The 21,100-nt window shown below is 65.4% G+C and carries 17 protein-coding genes; 10 read left to right on the top strand and 7 right to left on the bottom strand.

Annotation, left to right across the window (positions count from 1 at the left end; genetic code table 11):
- The first annotated feature begins 10 nt into the window (after positions 1 to 10).
- Positions 11 to 1,366, top strand: a complete 1,356-nt coding sequence (locus DMX06_RS06465) for an amino acid permease (protein ID WP_110735705.1) — start codon at positions 11 to 13, stop codon at positions 1,364 to 1,366.
- Between the two features lie 983 nt (positions 1,367 to 2,349).
- On the opposite strand, the gene DMX06_RS06460 is transcribed toward DMX06_RS06465, so the two are convergent.
- The 6 genes from DMX06_RS06460 to gatC all read right to left on the bottom strand — a co-directional run bounded on the left by DMX06_RS06460 (position 2,350) and on the right by gatC (position 7,523).
- Complete coding sequence (locus tag DMX06_RS06460; RefSeq protein WP_110735703.1) at positions 2,350 to 2,736, bottom strand: carboxymuconolactone decarboxylase family protein; 387 nt, start codon at positions 2,734 to 2,736, stop codon at positions 2,350 to 2,352.
- Positions 2,737 to 2,746: 10 nt separating this feature from the next.
- A complete protein-coding gene (locus DMX06_RS06455) occupies positions 2,747 to 3,790 on the bottom strand; it encodes a calcium/sodium antiporter (protein ID WP_110735701.1) in 1,044 nt (347 codons plus the stop codon).
- A gap of 61 nt (positions 3,791 to 3,851) precedes the next feature.
- Positions 3,852 to 4,256 (bottom strand): septal ring lytic transglycosylase RlpA family protein, encoded by a 405-nt coding sequence (locus tag DMX06_RS06450; RefSeq protein ID WP_110735699.1) that lies wholly within the window; start codon positions 4,254 to 4,256, stop codon positions 3,852 to 3,854.
- A 55-nt stretch (positions 4,257 to 4,311) separates the two neighbouring features.
- Entirely contained in the window at positions 4,312 to 5,757 is a 1,446-nt protein-coding gene (gene gatB / locus DMX06_RS06445; protein ID WP_110735697.1) for an Asp-tRNA(Asn)/Glu-tRNA(Gln) amidotransferase subunit GatB, read from the bottom strand.
- An 11-nt stretch (positions 5,758 to 5,768) separates the two neighbouring features.
- Positions 5,769 to 7,220, bottom strand: a complete 1,452-nt coding sequence (gatA, locus tag DMX06_RS06440) for an Asp-tRNA(Asn)/Glu-tRNA(Gln) amidotransferase subunit GatA (RefSeq protein WP_110735695.1) — start codon at positions 7,218 to 7,220, stop codon at positions 5,769 to 5,771.
- Positions 7,221 to 7,235: 15 nt separating this feature from the next.
- The gene (gene gatC / locus DMX06_RS06435; protein ID WP_028689639.1) at positions 7,236 to 7,523 is read right to left on the bottom strand and encodes an Asp-tRNA(Asn)/Glu-tRNA(Gln) amidotransferase subunit GatC; all 288 of its coding nucleotides are present in this window, start codon (positions 7,521 to 7,523) and stop codon (positions 7,236 to 7,238) included.
- A gap of 203 nt (positions 7,524 to 7,726) precedes the next feature.
- On the opposite strand from gatC, the gene mreB reads away from it, so the two are divergent.
- The 8 genes from mreB (at position 7,727) to tldD (ending at position 18,941) form a co-directional block, all read left to right on the top strand.
- Complete coding sequence (gene mreB, locus DMX06_RS06430) at positions 7,727 to 8,764, top strand: rod shape-determining protein MreB (RefSeq protein ID WP_003255163.1); 1,038 nt, start codon at positions 7,727 to 7,729, stop codon at positions 8,762 to 8,764.
- Between the two features lie 161 nt (positions 8,765 to 8,925).
- Positions 8,926 to 9,963 carry a rod shape-determining protein MreC gene (gene mreC / locus DMX06_RS06425; protein WP_110735693.1) on the top strand — a complete coding sequence of 346 codons (1,038 nt, stop codon included), beginning with the start codon at positions 8,926 to 8,928 and terminating at the stop codon, positions 9,961 to 9,963.
- Entirely contained in the window at positions 9,963 to 10,451 is a 489-nt protein-coding gene (gene mreD, locus DMX06_RS06420; protein ID WP_028689641.1) for a rod shape-determining protein MreD, read from the top strand. Before mreC ends, mreD begins: the two co-directional genes overlap by 1 nt.
- 32 nt (positions 10,452 to 10,483) lie before the next feature.
- Positions 10,484 to 11,083, top strand: coding sequence for a Maf family protein (locus DMX06_RS06415; protein ID WP_110735691.1), 600 nt, complete (start codon positions 10,484 to 10,486; stop codon positions 11,081 to 11,083).
- 196 nt (positions 11,084 to 11,279) lie between these two features.
- The gene (gene rng / locus DMX06_RS06410; RefSeq protein WP_028689643.1) at positions 11,280 to 12,737 is read left to right on the top strand and encodes a ribonuclease G; all 1,458 of its coding nucleotides are present in this window, start codon (positions 11,280 to 11,282) and stop codon (positions 12,735 to 12,737) included.
- An 82-nt stretch (positions 12,738 to 12,819) separates the two neighbouring features.
- Positions 12,820 to 16,635, top strand: a complete 3,816-nt coding sequence (locus DMX06_RS06405; RefSeq protein ID WP_110735689.1) for a YhdP family protein — start codon at positions 12,820 to 12,822, stop codon at positions 16,633 to 16,635.
- 12 nt (positions 16,636 to 16,647) lie between these two features.
- Positions 16,648 to 17,499, top strand: coding sequence for a carbon-nitrogen hydrolase family protein (locus DMX06_RS06400; protein WP_110735687.1), 852 nt, complete (start codon positions 16,648 to 16,650; stop codon positions 17,497 to 17,499).
- A 2-nt stretch (positions 17,500 to 17,501) separates the two neighbouring features.
- Positions 17,502 to 18,941, top strand: a complete 1,440-nt coding sequence (gene tldD / locus DMX06_RS06395; protein ID WP_110735685.1) for a metalloprotease TldD — start codon at positions 17,502 to 17,504, stop codon at positions 18,939 to 18,941.
- 122 nt (positions 18,942 to 19,063) lie between these two features.
- On the opposite strand, the gene yjgA is transcribed toward tldD, so the two are convergent.
- On the bottom strand, positions 19,064 to 19,585 hold the full coding sequence (yjgA, locus tag DMX06_RS06390) for a ribosome biogenesis factor YjgA (protein WP_110735683.1): 522 nt from the start codon (positions 19,583 to 19,585) through the stop codon (positions 19,064 to 19,066).
- A 109-nt stretch (positions 19,586 to 19,694) separates the two neighbouring features.
- Between yjgA and pmbA the strand changes: the two genes are divergently transcribed.
- The gene (gene pmbA, locus DMX06_RS06385; protein ID WP_110735681.1) at positions 19,695 to 21,041 is read left to right on the top strand and encodes a metalloprotease PmbA; all 1,347 of its coding nucleotides are present in this window, start codon (positions 19,695 to 19,697) and stop codon (positions 21,039 to 21,041) included.
- Positions 21,042 to 21,100 lie beyond the last annotated feature (59 nt).

Genomic DNA, 21,100 nt, shown 5'->3' with positions numbered 1-21,100 from the left:
AGGACACTTCATGCAAGACCAGAGCACGCCCGAGCGCTTGCAGCGCGGGCTGAAGAATCGCCATATCCAGCTGATCGCGCTGGGCGGGGCCATCGGCACCGGGCTGTTCCTGGGCATCGCCCAGACCATCCAACTGGCCGGCCCGTCGGTGCTGCTGGGCTACGCCGTCGCCGGCCTGATGGCCTTCCTGATCATGCGCCAGCTGGGCGAGATGGTGGTCGAAGAGCCGGTCGCCGGCAGCTTCAGCCACTTCGCGCACCAGTACTGGAGCGAGTTCGCCGGTTTCGTCTCGGGCTGGAACTACTGGGTGGTGTACGTGCTGGTCGGCATGGCCGAGCTCACCGCGGTGGGCATCTATGTGCAGTACTGGTGGCCGGACTTCCCCACCTGGGCCACGGCGGCGATCTTCTTCGTGGCGATCAACGCCATCAACCTGACCCAGGTGAAGGTGTACGGCGAAATGGAGTTCTGGTTCGCCCTGGTCAAGGTGGTGGCGATCGTCAGCATGATCGGTTTCGGCGCCTGGCTGCTCACCAGTGGCCATGGCGGACCCGATGCCAGCGTCGCCAACCTGTGGCAGTACGGTGGCTTCTTCCCCAATGGCGTCACCGGGCTGATCATGGCGCTGGCGGTGATCATGTTCTCCTTCGGCGGCCTGGAGCTGGTGGGCATCACCGCCGCCGAAGCGGCCAACCCCCGTGAGAGCATCCCGAAGGCCACCAACCAGGTGGTCTATCGCATCCTGATCTTCTACATCGGCGCGCTGGCCGTGCTGCTGTCGCTGTACCCGTGGCAGAAGGTGGTGCAGGGTGGCAGCCCGTTCGTGATGATCTTCCACGAGCTGGACAGCGACCTGGTGGCCACCATCCTCAACATCGTGGTGCTGACCGCCGCGTTGTCGGTCTACAACAGCTGTGTGTACGCCAACAGCCGCATGCTGTTCGGCCTGGCCACGCAGGGTGACGCTCCGCGCCAGCTGCTCAAGGTCAGCCGTCGTGGCGTGCCGCTCACCGCACTGGGCGTGTCGGCCTTCGCCACCGGCCTGTGCGTGCTGATCAACTACCTGATGCCGGGCGAGGCCTTCGGTCTGCTCATGGCTTTGGCGGTGTCGGCGCTGGTGATCAACTGGGCGAGCATCAGCATTACCCACCTGAAGTTCCGCAAGGCCAAGCTGGCGGCGGGGATTCAGCCGTTCTACCGTAGCCTGGGGCATCCGCTGACCAACTACCTGTGCCTGGCGTTCATCGTGTTGATCCTGGTGGTGATGTACCTGACCCCGCCGATTCGCATTTCGGTGATGTTGATTCCGGCGTGGATTGCTGTGTTGTGGGTGGCGTTCCGGATGAAGAAGGCGCGGCAGGCTTGATTTGATCTAGTTCGGTTTCGGGATGTTCATGGTGTCCTGAAACCGAGCAGGCTTGGATGGCATATTATGGTCATTCAAGTCTGTTTCCAATCTCTCGGTTGCCATCGCAGGCAGTCAACATATTCCCAGTTATCTAACCTCCAACTTCGCATCTCTTGATCTTGATCTTGATCTTGCTTCTAAGTGCGCAATAGTTCAGGCGACGCCAATTGCGACTTCAGGAGGCCGAGCGGAGTTCTTGCGGAGGGAGGTGACGGGCATGGATGCCCGTCAAGCGCTGCGCCCCAGGATGGGGCGTTCAGCGCGGTCCTCCCGGGAGCAAGAACGGAGCGAGGGAACCCCGGAGCGAAGCGTAGGGGCCGGATGAATGGAGCGAGGATTTTTTGGTTCCTTTTTGATCCTTCAAAAAGGAACTCGCCGTAAGGGCGAAAAGGTGACTATGCGTCACCATCGCAAATGAATGCGCCTATAACTTTCAAAACAGACTATTTAAAAGTCAAAGTCAAAGTCAAATGCGATCGGCGTGGGTTTCTACAGTTGTAAGCGCATTCATTTACGATATCGACACATAGTCACCTTTTCGCCCTTACGGCGAGTCACTTTTTGTCAAACGCGACTGTAGAGACCGGACACATGGTGGACACGTGTCCGGTCTCTACACGCGACAAAAAGTAACCAAAAAACGCTGCGCTCCATTCATCCGGCCCTCCGCTTCGCTCCGGGTCCCCTCACTCCGGCCTTGCTCCCGGGAGGGCCGCGCTGAACGCCCCATCCTGGGGCGCAGCGCTTGACGGGCATCCATGCCCGTCACCTCCCTCCGCAAGGCCTGCGTTCGGCCTCCTGAAGTCGCGAAGGTACGGGCGGCGCCTGGGCTGGCGCAGCTGTCGCTATCTGACGGTCTGGCTAATCTTCCGGCCACCAAGCTGTATGAATCACCTACATGGGTTACACAGGAGTTCACTCACATAGGTGACAACCCTGACTTAATCCGTAGCGTTTGCCTGATAACTATCAATCACTTCCTGCGCCGCCCGAAACGCATCGATCGCCGCCGGCACCCCGGCATACACCGCGCAATGCAGCAGCGCCTCGCGGATCTCCTCAACGGTGCAACCGTTGTTAAGCGCCCCGCGTACGTGCCCCTTGAGTTCCTGCGGGCATTTGAGCGCGGTCAGGGTGGCCAGGGTGATCAGGCTGCGGGTCTTCAGTGGCAGCCCGTCACGGGCCCAGACACTCCCCCACGCATGTTCGTTGACGAAGTCCTGCAGCGGTTGGGTGAACGCGGTCGCGTTGCCCAGGGCGCGATCGACGAAGGCATCGCCCATCACCTGCCGACGAATGCTCTCGCCGGTCTGTTTCGTGTCAGCCATGTTGTTTTCCTTAGTGTTGGCGGCGCCAGGCGCGGGCCGTGGTGTACAGCAGCACGACCCCGAGCACGGGCATCACATAGAACAGCATCAGTCGTTCAAGGCGTCCGGCCAGCGGCATCCCGGTGGTGAAGGCCACCACGTGCAGGCCGTAGGCCAGGTACAGGCACAGGAACACCAGGCCTTCGGCACGGGTGACCCGGTAGCCGGAATAGAACACCGGCAGGCACAGGGCGGCGACGCCGAGCATCACCGGCAGGTCGAAGTCCAGGGCGTTGGGTGAGATCGACAAGGGTTCGGGGGTGATCACCGCGGTGAGCCCCAGCACCGCCAGCAGGTTGAACAGGTTGCTGCCGATCACCGTGCCCACGGCGATCTCCCGTTCGCCGCGCAGGGCCGCGATCAGCGCGGCGGCCAGTTCCGGCAGTGAGGTGCACACGGCAACAACGGTCAGGCCGATGATGCGCTCGGACAGGCCCAGGTCGGTGGCCACCTCGACCACAGCCTCGAGCAGCAGGTGGCCGGCCAGGCTCAAGAGGCCCAGGCCCACGACAACCTGCAGCACTGTCCTGCTCCAGAACCGCAGCGGGCTGGTATGCGTGGTGCTCGGCGCGGGGTAGGTGCGGGCGTAGTGGCGCGACTGATGCCAGAGCATGGCCAGGTAGCCCAGCAGGCCAAGTAGCAGCAGGCCGCCTTCCAGGCGCCCGAGTTGGCCGTTGAGTGCGAGCAGGTACACCAGCGCGCTGGCCAGGATCATCAGTGGGATATCCAGGCGCACCAGCTGGCGCGACACGCGCAGCGGAATGATCAGTGCCGCCAGCCCGAGGATCACCAGTACGTTGAAGATATTGCTGCCTACGACACTGCCCACCGCCACATCCGGCGCGCCCTGGTAGGCGGCCTGCAGACTCACGGTCAGCTGTGGCGCGGTGCTGCCGAAGGCCACCAGGCTCAGGCCGATGATCAGCGGGCGCACATGCAGGCGGCCGGCCAGGCGCAGGGCGGCGCGCACCAGCAGTTCGGCGCCGATGATCAGCAGCACGAGGCCCAGGCCCAGTTGCAGCAGGCTGAAGGCGGGGAGGGTGGCCAGGTCGAAAATGGCGAGGGCTCCAGTCAGGTCAATCGCTCAGACCTTGTACCCGGACTCGCGCGGTTCCGCTACGGAGCATGCCGATTTTTTCTGCGGCGGCGCGTGACAGGTCGATCAGTCGGCCACGGGTATGCGGGCCACGGTCGTTGATGCGTACCACAACGCTGCGCTGGTTGGCGAGGTTGGTGACCAGCACCCGGCTGCCGAAGGGCAGGCTGCGATGGGCGGCGGTGAGGCCGTGCTGGTTGAACGGTTCGCCGCTGGCGGTGCGTTTGCCGTGGTGGCGGGCGCCGTAGTAGGAGGCGGTGCCGGTCTGGTCGTAGCCGCGCGGGTCGATGTCATGGCTGGCGCAGCCGGCCAGGAGCGAGAAGAGGGTGAGGGAGGTGATGGCGCGTCTTAGCAAGTCGGATGCTCCGCTGTTGCCGCTGATCATCGCGGGGCAAGCCCGCTCCCACAGGCGTGGGAGCGGGCTTGCCCCGCGATCGGGATCACCCTTCGAGCTTGGCCTTGAGCAATTGGTTCACTTGCCCCGGGTTGGCCTTGCCTTTGGACGCCTTCATCGCCTGGCCGACGAAGAAGCCGAACATCTTGCCGCGCTTGGCCTCATCGGCGGCGCGGTACTGTTCGACCTGTTCGGCGTTGGCGGCGAGCATCTCGTCGAGCATCTTGTCGATCGCGCCGGTGTCGGTGACCTGCTTGAGGCCGCGGCTGGAGATGATGCCGTCGGCATCGCCTTCACCGGCGGCCATGGCCTCGAACACGGTCTTGGCGATCTTGCCGCTGATGGTGTTGTCGCGGATGCGCAGCAGCATGCCGCCGAGGTGCTCGGCGCTGACCGGCGACTGGTCGATCTCGACGCCCAGCTTGTTCAGCAGGCTGCCCAGCTCGACCATGACCCAGTTGGCGGCCAGCTTGGCGTCGCCGCCGATCTTCACCACCTGCTCGAAGTAGTCGGCCTGTTCGCGGCTGGAGGCCAGCACGTTGGCGTCGTAGGCCGACAGACCGTACTGGCTCTGGAAGCGCTCGACCTTCTGCGGCGGCAGCTCCGGCAGGGCGGCGCGCACGCTGTCGAGGAAGCTCGGCTCGATGACCACCGGCAGCAGGTCCGGGTCGGGGAAGTAACGGTAGTCGTTGGCTTCCTCCTTGCTGCGCATGGAGCGGGTCTCGTCCTTGTTCGGGTCGTACAGGCGGGTTTCCTGCACCACCTTGCCGCCGTCCTCGATCAGGTCGATCTGGCGCTGGATCTCGCTGTTGATCGCCCGCTCGATGAAGCGGAACGAGTTGACGTTCTTGATCTCGCAGCGGGTGCCGAACTCGGTCTGGCCTTTCGGGCGGATCGAGACGTTGCAGTCGCAGCGCAGCGAGCCTTCGGCCATGTTGCCGTCGCAGATGCCCAGGTAGCGCACCAGGGCGTGGATGGCCTTGACGTAGGCCACCGCCTCTTTGGCGCTGCGCATGTCCGGCTCGGAGACGATCTCCAGCAGGGGCGTGCCGGCGCGGTTCAGGTCGATGCCGGTGGCGCCGTTGAAGTCTTCGTGCAGGCTCTTGCCGGCATCCTCTTCAAGGTGCGCGCGGGTCACGCCGATGCGCTTGATGGTGCCGTCTTCCAGGGCGATGTCCAGGTGGCCCTTGCCGACGATCGGCAGGTCCATCTGGCTGATCTGGTAGCCCTTGGGCAGGTCGGGGTAGAAGTAGTTCTTGCGCGCGAACACGTTGCGCGGGCCGATCTCGGCATCGATCGCCAGGCCGAACATGCACGCCATGCGCACGGCTTCCTGGTTGAGCACCGGCAGCACGCCGGGCATGCCCAGATCGACCAGGCTGGCCTGGGTGTTCGGCTCGGAGCCGAAGGTGGTGGCGCTGCCGGAGAAGATCTTCGACTGGGTGGCGAGCTGGGTATGAATCTCCAGCCCGATCACAACTTCCCATTGCATGTGTGAACTCCTCAGAAGCCGTTGGGGGCGCGGGTGTGCCAGTCGGTGACTTGCTGGTAACGGTGCGCGATGTTGAGCAGGCGGCCTTCCTGGAAGTACGGGGCCAGCAGTTGCACGCCCACCGGCAGGCCGTCGACGAAGCCGGCCGGCATCGACAGGCCGGGCAGGCCCGCCAGGTTGGCGGTAATGGTGTAGACGTCCTCAAGGTAGGCGGCGACCGGGTCGGCGCTCTTGGCGCCGAGCTTCCAGGCCGGGTTCGGCGTGGTCGGGCCGAGAATCACGTCGACGTCGTTGAACGCAGCCACGAAGTCGTTCTTGATCAGGCGGCGGATCTGCTGCGCCTTGACGTAGTAGGCGTCGTAGTAGCCGGCCGACAGGGCATAGGTGCCGACCATGATGCGGCGCTGCACTTCGGCGCCGAAGCCTTCGCCACGGGAACGCTTGTACAGGTCGGTGAGGTCTTTGGGATCCTCGCAGCGGTAGCCGAAGCGCACGCCGTCGAAACGCGACAGGTTGGAGGAGGCTTCAGCCGGGGCGATCACGTAGTACGCCGGAATGGCGTGCTGCATGTTCGGCAGGCTGATTTCCTTGACCACCGCGCCGAGCTTCTCCAGCTCCTTGACGCTGGCCTGGACCAGGCCGGCGATGCGCGGGTCGAGACCGGCGCCGAAGTATTCCTTCGGCAGGCCGATGCGCAGACCTTGCAGCGAGGCGTTCAGGTTGGCGCTGAAATCCGGCACCGGCTCGTCGACCGAGGTCGAGTCCTTGGCGTCGAAGCCGGCCATGCCTTGCAGCAGCAGGGCGCAGTCCTCGGCGGTGCGGGCCAGCGGGCCGCCCTGGTCGAGGCTCGAGGCGTAGGCGATCATGCCCCAGCGCGACACGCGGCCGTAGGTTGGCTTCAGGCCGGTGAGGTTGGTCAGCGCCGCCGGCTGGCGGATCGAGCCGCCGGTGTCGGTGCCGGTGGTGGCCGGCAGCAGGCGCGCGGCCACGGCGGCGGCCGAGCCGCCGGACGAGCCGCCCGGCACGTGCTCGAGGTTCCACGGGTTCTTCACCGCGCCGTAGTGGCTGGACTCGTTGGCCGAGCCCATGGCGAACTCGTCCATGTTGGTCTTGCCCAGGCTGACCATGCCGGCCTCGGCCAGCTTGGCGACCACGGTGGCGTCGTACGGGGCGGTGAAGTTGTCGAGCATCTTCGAGCCGCAGCTGGTGCGTACGCCGTTGGTGCAGAACAGGTCTTTATGGGCAATCGGCGCGCCGAGCAGCGCGCCGGTCTCACCGGCGGCGCGACGGGCGTCGGCGGCGCGCGCCTGCTCCAGGGCCTGGGTTTCGGTGACGGTGATGAAGCTGTTGAGCTGCGGGTCGAGCTGCTTGATGCGCGACAGCAGGGCGCCGGTCAGTTCTTCCGATGAGAACGACTTGTCGGCGAGGCCACGGGCGATCTCGGCCAGAGTGAGTTGATGCATGGCAGGCGCTATCCCTTAATCGATGACTTTCGGAACCAGGTACAGACCGTTCTCGGTCGACGGAGCGACGGCCTGGTAGCGGTCGCGCTGGTTGCTTTCGGTGACCTGGTCGGGACGCAGGCGCTGGGTGGTCTCCAGCGGGTGGGCGAGGGGTTCCACGCCGGTGGTGTCGACGGCTTGCATCTGGTCGACCAGCCCGAGAATACTGTTCAAGGCATCGGTGGTGCGTGGCAATTCGCCTTCATTCAGGCCCAGGCGGGCCAGATGGGCGATCTTTTCCACGTCGGAGCGTTGAAGCGCCATGGGGATCTCCAGGAAAACGACAGACGGAATGAGTCCGCAAATGAGGAACATGCTGGGATTCTGGCGGTCAAAGGGCCGCGATCATCGGCAGGCATGCTCGGAAAAACAGCCAATTTAACATATTGGCTCCTTGCCCAAAATCCCTGCCATTGTTAGAGTTTGCCGCACTTTTTTACCCACGCTTTCCCCAGGGTCACTTTCCCATGTTCAAGAAACTGCGTGGCATGTTTTCCAGCGATCTGTCCATCGACCTGGGTACTGCCAACACCCTTATTTACGTGCGTGAGCGCGGTATCGTCCTGAATGAGCCCTCGGTGGTTGCCATCCGTACCCACGGCAACCAGAAAAGCGTCGTCGCAGTCGGGACCGAAGCCAAGCGCATGCTGGGCCGTACGCCTGGCAACATCGCGGCCATTCGCCCGATGAAAGATGGCGTGATCGCCGACTTCAGCGTTTGTGAAAAAATGTTGCAGTACTTCATCAACAAGGTGCACGAAAACAGCTTCCTGCAGCCCAGCCCTCGTGTGCTGATCTGCGTGCCGTGCAAGTCGACCCAGGTCGAGCGCCGTGCCATCCGTGAGTCGGCCCTTGGTGCCGGTGCCCGCGAAGTGTTCCTGATCGAAGAACCGATGGCAGCCGCCATCGGTGCCGGCCTGCCGGTTGAAGAGGCCCGCGGCTCGATGGTCGTAGACATCGGTGGCGGTACCACCGAAATCGCCCTGATCTCGCTTAACGGCGTGGTCTACGCCGAATCCGTGCGCGTCGGCGGCGACCGCTTCGACGAAGCCATCGTCACCTACGTGCGCCGTAACTACGGCAGCCTGATCGGCGAATCCACCGCCGAGCGCATCAAGCAGGAAATCGGTACCGCCTACCCGGGCGGCGAAGTGCGCGAAGTCGACGTCCGTGGCCGCAACCTGGCCGAAGGCGTGCCGCGTGCCTTCACCCTGAACTCCAACGAAGTGCTCGAGGCTCTGCAAGAGTCGCTGGCAACCATCGTCCAGGCGGTCAAGAGCGCCCTGGAGCAGTCGCCGCCCGAGCTGGCCTCGGACATCGCCGAGCGCGGCCTGGTGCTGACCGGCGGTGGCGCGCTGCTGCGCGACCTCGACAAGCTGCTGGCCCAGGAAACCGGCTTGCCGGTGATCGTCGCCGAAGACCCGCTGACCTGCGTCGCCCGCGGCGGTGGCCGTGCCCTGGAAATGATGGACAAGCACGCCATGGACCTGCTCTCCAGCGAGTGATCGCTGCGCAGTAGCATCCTCAGGTTTACAGGTGGCACGCACAGTGCTACCTGTATGCGCTGTGCTGGCGCCCGCCCGGGCGCCGTTTCCGTCAACCCGCAGCAGGCCGGTGCATTGCCCCATGTCCCATGACTTTCTGAGTCGTCCACGAGGAACGGCCCATTAAACCGCTTTTCTCCAAGGGCCCCTCGCTGGGCGTTCGCCTGCTCGTGCTGGTAGTGATGTCGGTCGCGCTGATGGTGGTCGACTCGCGTTTCGATCTGCTCAAGCCGGTGCGCAGCCAGATGGGCCTGGTGCTGATGGAATCCTACTGGATCACAGACCTGCCGCAGCGCATGTGGCAGGGCGTGGCCGGCCAGTTCGGCAGCCGCACCGAGCTGATCGCCGAGAACGAGAAACTCAAGACCGAGGCCCTGCTGCTGCAGGGGCGCCTGCAGAAACTGGCGGCCCTGACCGAGCAGAACGTGCGCCTGCGCGAGTTGCTCAACTCCTCGGCGCTGGTCAACGAGAAGGTCGAGGTCGCCGAGCTGATCGGTGTCGACCCCAATCCCTTCACCCACCGCATCCTGATCAACAAGGGCGAGCGCGACGGCGTGTTCCTCGGCCAGCCGGTGCTTGATGCCCGTGGCCTGATGGGCCAGGTAGTCGAGCTGATGCCGTACACCTCGCGGGTGTTGCTGCTCACCGACACCACCCACAGCATTCCGGTGCAGGTCAACCGCAACGGCCTGCGCGCCATCGCCAGCGGCACTGGCAACCCGGAGCGCCTCGAACTGCGCCATGTGGCCGACACTGCCGACATCAAGGAAGGTGACCTGCTGGTCAGTTCCGGCATGGGCCAGCGCTTCCCGGCCGGTTACCCGGTGGCCACGGTCAACGAAGTGATCCACGACTCCGGCCAGCCGTTCGCCATCGTTCGCGCCATTCCGACCGCCGCGCTCAACCGCAGCCGCTACATGCTGCTGGTATTCAGCGACCGGCGCACCCCGGAAGAGCGCGCCACCGAGGCGGCGATCGCCCAGGAAGAGGCCGACCGCCAGGGCGCCAGCCACACTTCGCCAGCGGCCACGCCCGCGACACCCGCGCCGGCCCATGCCGCGCAGCCCACGCCGGGTACTGCCCCTGCGGCTGCGCCAACGACGGCCAGCCCGGCGCCGGCCCAACCGGCCGCCGCGCCCGCTCAATCCCGGAGACAATAATGGCCAGCACCCGTAGCAGAAACGGCTGGGCCATCTGGCTGACCTTCGCCATCGGCCTGTTGCTCAGCGTCTCGCCCATGCCGCAGTTCATGGAAGTGTTCCGGCCCATGTGGCTGGCCCTGCTGCTGGCCTTCTGGACCCTCGCCGTACCTGGCAAGGTCGGCATGACCACGGCATTCCTGCTCGGCCTGGCCGAGGACGTGCTGTACGGCACCCTGCTTGGCCAGAATGCCCTGATCCTCACCCTGATCACCTTCCTGGTACTGTCGTTGCAGCAGCGCCTGCGCATGTTCCCCATGTGGCAGCAGAGCTTGGTGATCCTGGTGATCTTCGGTATCGCCCAACTGATCCAGCTGTGGCTCAGCGCGCTCACCGGCAATCGCCTGCCGACCCTGGCCCTGGTCTGGTCGGCGGTGATCAGCGCCTTGCTCTGGCCCTGGGTGAGTTTCGCCCTGCGCGGCCTGCGCGTTCGCCTGCACATTCACTGACGACACGCCGCCACTGACAGGGAGATGTCCATATGACTCAGTTGTACCTGGCCTCCGGCTCGCCGCGCCGGCGTGAGCTGCTGACCCAGATCGGCGTGCCGTTTACCGTCGTCAGCGCGCCCGTCGATGAGACCCCACTGCCGGGCGAGGCCCCGGCGGCCTATGTCGAACGCCTGGCCCAGGCCAAGGCCGTGGCGGGCTTCGCCCACACTGACGGCGCCGGGGTGGTACTGGGCGCCGACACCACCGTGGTGCTCGATGGTCAGATCCTCGGCAAGCCTGAGAACCGCGAGCAGGCGCTGGCCATGCTCGGCGACCTGTCCAAGCGCGAGCACCAGGTGCTCACCGCCGTCGCGCTGACCGACGGCCAGCGCAGCATCAGCCGCTGCGTCAGCACCACCGTGCGTTTTCGCACCATCTCCTTCGAGGAAGCGCTGCGCTACTGGGACAGCGGCGAACCTGCCGACAAGGCCGGCGGCTATGCCATCCAGGGCTTGGGAGCGGTGTTCGTGAGCGCTATCGAGGGCAGCTACTCGGCCGTGGTCGGCCTGCCCCTGAGCGAGACCGCCGAGCTGCTCGAACAGTTCGCCATCCCCTGTTGGCAGCAGCAAGAGGGCACGACACCGCGCTAGGGTCTGTACGAAATGTGTCTGCGCGAAGGCCAGACAAGGCGAAACGGGGGGAGGAAGCGGAGTGTACTGGAGTACATGAGCATTCCGAGCCCCGTTTCAACGCAGTATGGGCGAGTGCAGATACATATCGTACAGACCCTAGCCAGCCATCCCGCAGCGATCCATGATTACCCGAGACCTTTGACGAGAGCCTGCCATGAGTGAAGAGATCCTGATCAACATCACCCCGATGGAGTCACGCGTGGCGGTGGTGGAGAACGGCGTCCTGCAGGAGGTGCACGTGGAGCGCACCCAACGCCGTGGCATCGTCGGCAACATCTACAAGGGCAAGGTGGTGCGGGTCCTGCCGGGCATGCAGGCGGCGTTCGTCGACATCGGCCTGGAGCGGGCGGCGTTCATCCACGCCTCGGAGATCTCCCAGCGCGAAGGGTCGGCGGTGGAGAACATCACCGCGCTGGTGCACGAAGGCCAGGCGCTGGTGGTGCAGGTCACCAAGGACCCCATTGGCAGCAAGGGCGCGCGTCTGACCACCCAGCTGTCGATTCCGTCGCGCTACCTGGTGTACATGCCGCGCAGCAGCCATGTCGGCATTTCCCTGAAGATCGAGGAAGAAGCCGAGCGCGAACGCCTCAAGCAGGTGGTCACCGACTGCATGGCCCAGGAAGACATGAAGGATGCCGGCGGGTTCATCCTGCGTACCGCCGCCGAGGGTGCCCGTGCCGAGGACATCCTCCAGGACATCCGCTACCTGCGCCGCCTGTGGGAGCAGATTGGCTCGCAGATCAAGACCTGCGGGGCGCCCGTGGTCATCTACGAGGACCTTGGCCTGGCCTTGCGCACCCTGCGCGACCTGGTCAACCCCAAGATCGAGAAGATCCGCATCGACTCGCGGGAAACCTTCCAGAAAACCACGCAGTTCGTCGCCGAGCTGATGCCGGAGATCGCCGATCGCCTGGAGCATTACCCTGGCGAGCGACCGATCTTCGACCTGTATGGCGTGGAAGACGAGATCCAGCGCGCCCTCGAGCGCAAGGTGCCGCTCAAGTCCGGCGGCTACCTGGTGGTCGATCCGGCCGAGGCGATGACCACCATCGACGTCAACACCGGGGCGTTCGTCGGCCACCGCAATCTCGAGGAGACTATCTTCAAGACGAACCTCGAGGCCGCTACCGCCATTGCCCGGCAACTGCGCCTGCGCAACATCGGCGGGATCATCATCATCGATTTCATCGACATGGAAGATGAAGAGCACCAGCGTCAGGTCCTGCGGACTCTGGAGAAGCAGCTCGAACGCGACCATGCCAAGACCAACATCATAGGCATCACCGAGCTGGGCCTGGTGCAGATGACCCGCAAGCGCACCCGCGAAAGCCTCGAGCAGGTGCTGTGCGAACCCTGCGCGGCGTGCCAGGGGCGTGGCAAGCTGAAGACCCCCGAGACGATCTGTTACGAAATTTTCCGCGAGATCCTGCGCGAGGCTCGCGCCTACCAGGCCGAGGGCTATCGGGTTTTGGCCAACCAGAAGGTAGTTGACCGCCTGCTCGATGAAGAGTCGGGCAACGTCGCCGAACTGGAGGCGTTCATCGGGCGAACCATTCGCTTCCAGGTGGAGTCCATGTATTCCCAGGAACAATACGATGTGGTGCTGCTCTGACCTTCGCTAATGGCGGTCGCCCCATGGACGGGCTGGCAAAACGCTATTCACCGGCCATAGTTAAGGGACGACTTGGAGGGCCATGGCCATGGAACGTCTGACCCGCGTTCTGGGCGCCTTGACCCGCTGGGGGCTGGGGATCTGCGCCCTGCTGGCGGTGCTGGTGGCGCTGTATGTCAGCCTCGGTCGGCAACTGGTACCCCTGGTCGCCGAATACCGTGCCGATGCCGAACTCAAGGCTGAACAGGCCTTGGGCATGCCCGTGCACGTCGGTGCCTTGGAAGGGCGCTGGAGTGGTTTGGCGCCGGTGTTGCGCGTTCGCGACCTGCAGCTGGGCGAAGGCAAGGCGGCCTTGCGCCTGGACGACGTCAAGCTGGTGCCCGACCTGTGGGCCAGCCTCAAGGCCCGTGAAGTACGGCTGGCGCGCATCCAGCTCAGTGGGCTGCAGCTGATCCTGCGCGAAAGCGAGCAGGGCGCCTGGACGCTCGAAGGCCTGCCGCAGAAGGATGATACGCCGCTCGACCCGGCCGATGCGCTCAAGCGCCTGCGCCAACTGGGGCGGATCGATGTGTTCGACAGCCAGGTCACCCTGCATCCCTGGCAGCGCGATCCCCTGACCCTCACCTATGTCAGCCTGGGATTGCAGGCCGGAGCGTCGCGCCAGAGCGTCGACCTGCGCGCCACGCTGCCCGATGGCCAACCCCTGGCCCTTAGCCTGAACAGCCGCGCCACCGCCAAGGCCTGGCGCGACGGCCGTGTGCAGGCCTACCTGAGCCTGCCGCAAAGCGACTGGGCGCGCTGGTTACCGCCAAAGGTGCTGGGTCAGTGGCAGGCCGACACCCTGCGTGCGGGTGGCGAGTTCTGGATCGACTGGAACAAGGGGCAGTTGCAGCAGGCGATGGTTCGCCTCAACGCCCCGCAGCTCAAGGGCGCCTACACCGGGCGCAAGGCCATCGTCCTGGACAACCTGGCCCTTTCGGCTTGGTTCCAGCGCCAGGACCAAGGTTTCGACGTCGTTGTCGACTCCCTGGGCATGAGCCTTGGCAAGACCCGTTGGGAGTCCCATCTGCAACTGGCGCAGCGCCCTGGCCAGAGTCCGGCCGAGGAAAGCTGGCAGGTGCAGGCCGACCGCCTCGACCTGACCCCGCTGACCCCGGTGATCGACGCCCTGGCGCCGTTGCCGGACAAACTGATGACGGTGGTCGACGCGCTCAAGGTGACCGGCGCCCTGCGCAACGTACGCCTGGACATCCGCCCCAAGGCCGAGGGTGACCAGCGTCTGCAGTTCGCCGCCAACCTGGAGAAAGTCGGCTTCGACGCCTATCACGGCGCGCCGGCCGCTGGCAACGTCAGCGGCGCCATCAGCGGTGACCTCGGACACGGCGAGCTGCGCCTGGATACCCAGGCCTTCATGCTGCATCTGTACCCGATCTTCGGCAAACCCTGGCATTACCCGAAAGCCAACGCACGGCTGACCTGGACCCTGGACAAGGAAGCCTTCACCCTGGTTGCTCCCTACATCAAGGTGCTGGGCGACGAGGGCAAGATCGCCGCGGACTTCCTCATTCGCATCCACCTGCAACCGGGCCATGAAGACTACATGGACCTGCGCGTCGGCCTTACCGAGGGCGACGGTCGCTACACCGCCAAGTATCTGCCCGAGGTGCTCAGCCCGGCCCTGGACGAATGGCTGCGCAGCGCCATCGTCAAGGGCAATGTCGACGAGGGCTACTTCCAGTACCAAGGCTCGCTGCATCACAACGCGCCGCCCCATGCCCGCGATATCAGCCTGTTCTTCAAGGTCCACGACGCCGCGCTGGATTTCCAGCCGGGCTGGCCGCAGGTGCAGCAGGTCGACGGCAATGTCTACATCGAGGACACCGGCGTGCGCATCCTGGCCCGCAAAGGGCTGCTATTGGACACCCAGGTCAGCGATGTCAGCGTCAACATTCCCCATGTCGAGGGCGACCAGCACAGCCACCTGTTCCTCGATGGCGACTTCGACGGCAGCCTCGGCGATGGCCTGAAGATCCTCAAGGAAGCGCCCATCGGCACGGGCGAGATCTTCGCCGGTTGGGAAGGCGAGGGCCCGCTTAAAGGCAAGGTCAAGCTCGATATACCCCTGGCCCATGGGCAGCGGCCCAAGGTGCTGGTGGACTTCGCGACCCGCGACGCGACCCTGAAAGTGGCGCCGCCAAGCCTGGAACTGACCCAACTCAAAGGCAATTTCACCTTCGATTTCGACAAGGGCCTGAGCGGCAAGGACATCAGCCTGCACGCCTTCGGCAAGCCGGTGACCGCGCAGATCGTCGCCGAAGGGCAGGGCGGGCAGATCCAGACCCGCATCAACGCCAACGGCCAGGTCGGCCTCAAGGCCCTGACCGACTGGTTGCAGTACCAGCAGCCGCTGCCCGTCTCGGGCGAGCTGCCCTATCAACTACAGGTGACGCTTGGCAGCCGCGACAACCGCTTGAGCGTCAGCTCCTCGCTCAAGGGGCTGGCCATCGACTTGCCAGCGCCGTTTGGCAAGGCCGCCGGGGAAGTCCGCGACAGCCGCTTCGGCCTGACCCTGCAAGGCCCCGAGCGGCGCATCGATGCCAGCTACGCCGACTTTGCCCGCTTCGCCTACGCCGCGCCCGCCGACAAGCTGGCCCAGGGGCGTGGCGAGCTGTTGCTGGGCACGGGCGATGCCAGCCTCCCAAGCGGCCAGGGCCTGCGCGTGCGTGGCCGCCTCGAGACCCTGGACCTGGCACCCTGGCAGCAACAGATGGAGCGCCTGGCCGGCAAAGATCCGGGCGGCAGCGCCCGACAGAACCTGCAGAGCGTGGACTTGAGCATCGGCCAGCTCAAGGCCTTCGGCATGGACCTCAACCAGGCGGTGATCCGCCTGGTGCGCGGCGGCCCGGCCTGGGACCTGCGCCTGGACAGCAGGGAAGTCATCGGCAACGCCCGTATTCCCGATGCCAAGGCCACGCCCATGACCATCCGTCTGCAGAGCCTGCGCCTGCCGCCGGCCGACCCGAATGAAGCCCAGGACGAGAACGCGCCGGATCCATTGGCCGGGGTCGACCCGCGCAAGGTGCCGCCGCTGGACCTGACCATCGACAAGCTGTACCGCGGCGACGACCTGTTCGGCAGCGCCAACCTGAAGCTGCGCCAGACCGCCAAAGGCATGGCCATGAGCGATGTCGACCTGGACCTCAAGGGGCTGCACATCGATGGCAGCGGTGGCTGGGAAGGCGAGCCGGGCAGCAGTGCGAGCTGGTACAAGGGCCGGCTGGACGGCAAGAACCTGGGGGATGTCCTCAAGGCCTGGGGCTTCGCGCCCACCGTTACCAGCCGCGACTTCCGCATGGACGTGGACGGCCGCTGGCGGGGCTCGCCGGCCTGGGTCAGCCTCAACCGTTATTCCGGCAGCCTCGACGCGGCCCTGCGTAGCGGCCAGTTCGTCGAGGTCGAGGGCAGCGCCCAGGCCTTGCGGGTGTTCGGGCTGCTCAACTTCAACTCCATCGGCCGGCGCCTGCGCCTGGACTTCTCCGACCTGTTCAGCAAGGGCCTGGCCTACGACCGGGTCAAGGGCCTGCTGGTGGCCAGCGAAGGGGTCTACGTGACCCGTGAGCCGATCACTGTCACCGGTCCGTCGAGTAACTTCGAGCTCGACGGCACCATGGACTTCGTCCGTGACCGGATCGATGCCAAGCTGTTGGTAACGCTGCCGGTGACCAACAACCTGCCGCTGGCCGCGCTGATCGTTGGCGCGCCGGCGATCGGCGGCGCGTTGTTCCTGGTCGATCGCTTGATCGGTGATCGGGTGGCACGCTTCGCCAGCGTGCACTATCGCGTCGAAGGTCCGGTCAAAGAGCCTAAAATCACCTTTGTGAAACCTTTCGACAAATAGCCCGGGGTGGTCATGACGTCAGCTGTGATCCAGATGGTCAGCCAGGACGATGTGCCGGCCAACCTGCAACGTGCCACGGCACTGCTAGAACAGGCCGCTGCTGGTGGCGCGCGCCTGGCGGTGTTGCCGGAGAACTTCGCCGCCATGGGCCGACGCGATGCGGCGGCCATTGGTCGGGCGGAGGCGCTGGGCGAAGGGCCGATCCTGCCATGGTTGAAACGTACCGCCCGTGACCTCAGGTTATGGATAGTCGCCGGCACCTTGCCGCTGCCGCCGGTCGGCCAGCCCCAGGCCAAGGCCCACGCCTGCTCGTTGCTGGTGGATGAACACGGCGAGATTGCCGCCCGCTACGACAAGTTGCACCTGTTCGATGTGGACGTGGCCGACAACCGTGGTCGCTACCGCGAGTCGGACGACTACGCCCACGGCAGCAGGGTGGTGGTGGCCGACACGCCCGTGGGGCGTTTGGGGTTGTCGGTGTGCTACGACCTGCGCTTCCCCGAGCTGTACAGCGCCTTGCGCGCCGCCGGGGCCGAGCTGATCAGCGCGCCGGCGGCGTTCACCGCGGTGACCGGCGCGGCGCATTGGGAAGTGCTGATTCGCGCACGGGCCATCGAGACCCAGTGCTATGTGCTGGCGGCCGCCCAGGGCGGCCTGCATCCGGGGCCACGGGAAACCCACGGCCAGGCGGCGATCGTCGACCCCTGGGGGCGGATCGTCGCGCAACAGGCGCGGGGCGAAGCGGTATTGCTTGCCACGCGCGACATTGAAGAACAGGCGTCCATCCGGGCGCGCATGCCGGTGGTCACGCACCGGCGCTTTTTCTCGCAGGACGCCTTGCGGCCTGCGCACACCTCGGAGTGACTATGAGCGAGATTTTATCCACCGTCAGCGAGCAGCTCCTGGCCCCGGGCGGTCTGACCCTCGACAGCCTGCAGACGGTGCTGGGCGAGCTGGCCGGCCCTGGCATCGATGCCGCCGACCTGTATTTCCAGGGCCAGATCTCGGAAACCTGGGCGCTGGAGGACGGCATCGTCAAAGAGGGCAGCTTCAACCTCGACCAGGGCGTGGGCGTGCGCGCCCAGTCCGGCGAGAAGACCGGCTTCGCCTACAGCAATGCGATCAACCTTGAAGCCCTGACCTCGGCGGCTCGCGCTGCCCGTTCGATTTCCCGCGCCGGGCAGGACGGCAAGGTGCAGGCGTTCCGTAGCCAGGATGTGACCGCCCTGTACGCGTCTGATAACCCCCTGGATGTGCTGAGCCGTGCCGAAAAGGTCGACCTGCTCAAGCGCGTCGATACCGCCACCCGCGCCCTCGATCCGCGCATCCAGCAGGTCAGCGTGAGCATGGCCGGGGTCTGGGAGCGGATCCTGGTCGCCGCCGCCGATGGCAGCCTGGCCGCCGATGTGCGTCCGCTGGTGCGTTTCAATGTCAGCGTGATCGTTGAGCACAATGGCCGCCGCGAGCGTGGCGGGCAGGGCGGTGGTGGGCGTACCGACTACCGCTTCTTCACCGAGGAGCGGGTGATGGGCTATGCACGCGAGGCGCTGCGCCAGGCGCTGGTCAACCTCGAGGCCATTCCGGCGCCGGCTGGCACATTGCCGGTGGTGCTGGGCCCGGGCTGGTCCGGCGTGCTGCTGCACGAGGCAGTCGGCCATGGCCTGGAAGGCGATTTCAACCGCAAGGGCAGTTCGGCGTTCAGTGGGCGAATCGGCGAGCAAGTGGCCTCGAAGCTGTGCACCATCGTCGACGACGGTACCCTGGAGGGTCGTCGCGGCTCGCTCAGCATCGACGACGAAGGCACGCCGACCGAGTGCACCACGCTGATCGAGAACGGCATCCTCAAGGGCTACATGCAGGACAAGCTCAACGCCCGCCTGATGGGCATGGCGGTGACCGGCAACGGCCGGCGTGAATCCTACGCCCACCTGCCGATGCCGCGCATGACCAACACCTACATGCGTGCCGGCGACAGCGACCCCGAGGAAATCATCAAGTCGGTGAAGAAGGGTATCTACTGCGCCAACCTGGGCGGTGGCCAGGTGGACATCACCAGCGGCAAGTTCGTGTTCTCCACCAGCGAGGCCTACCTGATCGAGGACGGCAGGATCACCGCGCCAGTGAAGGGCGCGACCCTGATCGGCAATGGTCCGGAGGCGATGCGGGGTGTGTCGATGGTCGGCAATGACCTGGCACTGGACAGCGGTGTGGGCACGTGCGGGAAGGATGGGCAGTCGGTGCCGGTAGGCGTCGGCCAGCCGACCCTGAAGCTGGATGCGATCACCGTGGGTGGTACAGGGGCGTGATGCCGGCAGGGACCGCTTTGCGGTCCTTTCGCGGCGCAAGGCCGCTCCTACAGGTGTGCGCGTTCCCTGTAGGAGCGGCCTTGTGTCCCGATGGGCTGCGTAGCAGCCCCAGGATGTCGTGTTTAACGCAGGCCGCGCTGTACCTCGTCGAGGTCGCGGATGTACTTGAACACTTTACGCGCAGCCGCAGGTGGCTTGTTCCGCGCCTTCTCGTGCTGGGCATGACGGATCAGCGAGCGCAGGTGCTGGCGATCGGTGTCGGGGAACTCGTTGACGAAGCGTTCGAGGTCCTCGTCGTTGCCGTCGATCAGGCGGTCGCGCCAGCGTTCAAGGCCGTGGAAACGCTCGTTGTACTGGCGGCTGGAGCTGTCGATCTGATCGAGCACGGCATGAATGGCGTCCAGGTCCTGGTCGCGCATCAGCTTGCCGACGAACGACATGTGGCGTTTGCGGGCACCGTGTGCAACGTGCTTGCAGGCCTCGGCCAGCGCCTTGCGCAGTTCGTCAGTCAGCGGCAGGCGGGCCAGGGTATCGGCCTTGAGGGTGGTGAGGCGCTCACCGAGTTCGACCAGCGCATGCAGCTCGCGCTTGATCTGGGTTTTGCTTTTTTCGCCGTCGAAGGCGTCGTCGTAAGAATCAACCATGGGGGCAGTCCGCAGGAAATCGCCGCCATGATAACCAGTCGGGGGCCGCTTGTCCGGCCCGGTCGTAGAATGACCCAAGCCGTACGCAGAATTTTCAGTGGAGAGAACCATGAGTGCAGTCCAGAGCGTAGGCCCCAAGGACCTGCCGGCGTTGCAGGAACAGGTCGAGGCGATCGTCGCCGAGGCGCGCCGCCAGGGCGCCAGCGCCTGCGAAGTGGCGGTGTCGCTGGAGCAGGGCCTTTCCACCACGGTGCGTCAGCGCGAAGTCGAGACGGTCGAGTTCAACCGCGACCAGGGCTTCGGCATCACCCTCTACGTTGGCCAGCGCAAGGGTTCGGCCAGCACCTCGGCCAGTGGCCCTGAGGCGATCCGCGAAACCGTCGCCGCAGCCCTGGCAATCGCAAAGCACACCTCCGAGGACGAATGCTCGGGGCTGGCTGATGCCGCCCTGATGGCCCGTGAGATCCCCGACCTGGACCTGTATCACGACTGGGATATCGAGCCGGAGAAGGCCATCGAGATGGCGCTGGCCTGCGAGGCCGCCGCGTTCGACGCCGACAAGCGCATCCTCAATGCCGACGGCACCACCCTCAACACTCACCAGGGCGTGCGGGTCTATGGCAACAGCCACGGCTTCATCGGCGGTTACGCGTCCACTCGACACAGCCTGAGCTGCGTGATGATCGCCGAGGCCGAAGGGCAGATGCAGCGCGACTACTGGTACGACGTCAATCGCCAGGGCCAGTTGCTGGCCGACCCGCGGAGCATCGGCCAGCGCGCCGCGCAACGCGCCGCCAGCCGCCTCGGGGCGCGCCCGGTACCGACCTGCGAGGTGCCGGTGCTGTTCTCGGCGGAGCTCGCCGGCGGCCTGTTCGGCAGCTTCCTGTCGGCGATTTCCGGCGGCAACCTGTACCGCAAGTCGTCGTTCCTCGAAGGCACCATCGGCCAGCGCCTGTTCCCCACCTGGCTGACCCTCGACGAGCGGCCGCACATCCCGCGCGCGCTGGGCAGCGCGGCGTTCGACGGCGATGGCCTGGCCACCTACGCCAAGCCGTTCGTCGACAAGGGCGAGCTGGTGTCCTACATCCTGGGCACCTATTCCGGGCGCAAGCTGAGCCTGCCGAGCACCGCCAACGCCGGGGGCGTGCACAACCTGTACGTCACCCATGGCGTGGAGGACCAGGCGGCCCTGATTCGCCGCATGGGCCGCGGCCTGCTGGTGACCGAGCTGATGGGCCATGGCCTGAACATGGTGACCGGTGACTATTCCCGTGGCGCGGCAGGCTTCTGGGTCGAAAACGGCGAGATCCAGTTCCCGGTCCAGGAAGTGACCATCGCCGGCAATATGAAAGACATGTTCCAGCAGATCGTGGCGATCGGCAGCGATATCGAGACTCGCAGCAACATCCACAGTGGCTCGGTGCTGATCGAGCGGATGACGCTGGCTGGCAGCTGATCGACGCTCTGTGGGGAGAGAGGGCGTGGTAGCGGGCTGCCCCGCTCATGCCTCGTAAA

The organism is Pseudomonas mosselii, from assembly GCF_003205295.1.
Taxonomy (GTDB): domain Bacteria; phylum Pseudomonadota; class Gammaproteobacteria; order Pseudomonadales; family Pseudomonadaceae; genus Aquipseudomonas; species Aquipseudomonas mosselii_B.
The sequence above is the reverse complement of the archived record's forward strand: the minus strand, read 5'-3'. Positions and strand labels throughout refer to the sequence as shown.